General features: G+C 76.8%; 1 protein-coding gene and 1 pseudogene. Both read left to right on the top strand.

All coding sequences use genetic code 11. The features are described from left to right. On the top strand, positions 1–1,268 hold a 1,268-nt coding region (locus ACFW1I_RS05960), incomplete at its 5' end, for a branched-chain amino acid ABC transporter substrate-binding protein (protein WP_384666440.1). A 3-nt stretch (positions 1,269–1,271) separates the two neighbouring features. Then, a pseudogene (locus tag ACFW1I_RS05955) lies at positions 1,272–1,475 on the top strand (hypothetical protein); the annotation flags it as partial.

The following is a 1,475-nucleotide window of genomic DNA, read 5'->3' as shown; positions in this document are numbered from 1 at the left end:
GGGCCGGGGCCGCGCCCCGGGCGCGGGGCCGGCGCGGTGAACGCCTCCTGGCCACGGGGGGGGCCGTGGTGGCGGCGGGGGGCGGCGCGGGCTGGCTGGCCCTCCGCGACGACGGGGGGAACGAGGGCAAGGGCCCCCGGCCCGGCCCCGCGCCGAAGACGCGCAAGTGGACCATCGGCGTCCAGGCCGACCTCAGCGGCCCCGGCAGGACCGTCGGCCAGGCCCAGGAGCGGGGCGTCCGGCTCGCCGTCGACGCCTTCAACTCCCGCCGGGACAAGCCCTTCACGCTCGACGTGAAGGTCTCCGACGACCGCGGCGAGCCGTCGCGCGGGGCCGCCGCCGCCCGCGTCCTCACCGCCGACCCCGACGTCCTCGGCATCATCGGCCCCAGCCACGACTACACCGGCTACGCCGCCCTCCCCGCCTACGACGAGGCCCGCCTCCCCGTCATCACCGTCTCCGCCGGCTACAACCTGCTCACCAATCCGGCGCTCGACCAGGGCGTGAGCATCGTCCGGGCCTGCACCCGGCACAACTTCGCCGCCCTGTACCTCGCCTACCACGTCCTGGCGAAGAGCCCCCGGCCCGTCACCCGGCCCGGCCTCCTCCAGGAACGCACCGACGACAACTACTCCTGGCAGTACTCCGTCGGCGCCACCATCGGCTTCAAGGGGAGCGGCGTCGTCCCGCACCCCCGGGTGATCCCCGCCGGCGCCAAGCGCCTGGAGCGGGTCCTCGGCGAGATGGTGGACGCCGGCATCGACGCGTACTTCCACGCCGGGCTCGCCCCCAGCGCCGTCCGCGCCGCCAGGACCCTCGACCGGCTCGGCTTCACCGGCATGCGGATCACCGGCCAGCACGTCTTCGGGACCGAGTTCCTCCAGGGCGCGGGCGCCGCCGCGGAGGGCTGGGTCGTCGGCGCGCCCGTCGTCCAGCCCGGCACCCGCAAGGAGGCCGCCGCCTTCGTCGCGGCCCACCGGGCCCGGTACGGCACCGACCCCGCGTACTACACGGGCGAGGCGTACGACGTCACCCTGATGCTCGCCGCCGAGGTCGAGAAGGCCTACAAGGGCGGCCGGCGCCCCGACCGCACCACCCTCGCCCCGCTCCTGCGGAAGGCCGCCTACAAGGGCGCCATGGGGGAGTACGGCTTCGTCGAGGACGGCAACTTCAGCGGTGTCGGCACCTATCTGTACACCGTCAGGAACGGCCGCTACGCACCGCTGGGCTGGGCCCCCGGCACCCCGCCCAAGGCCAAGGGGAGCTGACCGTTGCGCCCGCTGCACCGGTCGGACCCGTCCGCCATCGCCGGCCACCGCCTCCTCGGCCGGCTCGGCTCCGGCGGCATGGGCGTCGTCTACCTGGCCCGCACCCCCGGGGCGCGGGGGGCGGGCGCGCCGCGGGCAACACCGACAGCGACCCCCCCCCCCCCACCACCACCCCCCCCCACGCCCCGCGCGCCCCCCCCCCCCCCC

Origin of the sequence: Streptomyces sp. NPDC058955, from assembly GCF_042741435.1 — a bacterium.
Taxonomy (GTDB): Bacteria; Actinomycetota; Actinomycetes; order Streptomycetales; family Streptomycetaceae; genus Streptomyces.
Note: the sequence above shows the minus strand (reverse complement) of the source record. Positions and strands in the feature narration are given on the sequence as shown.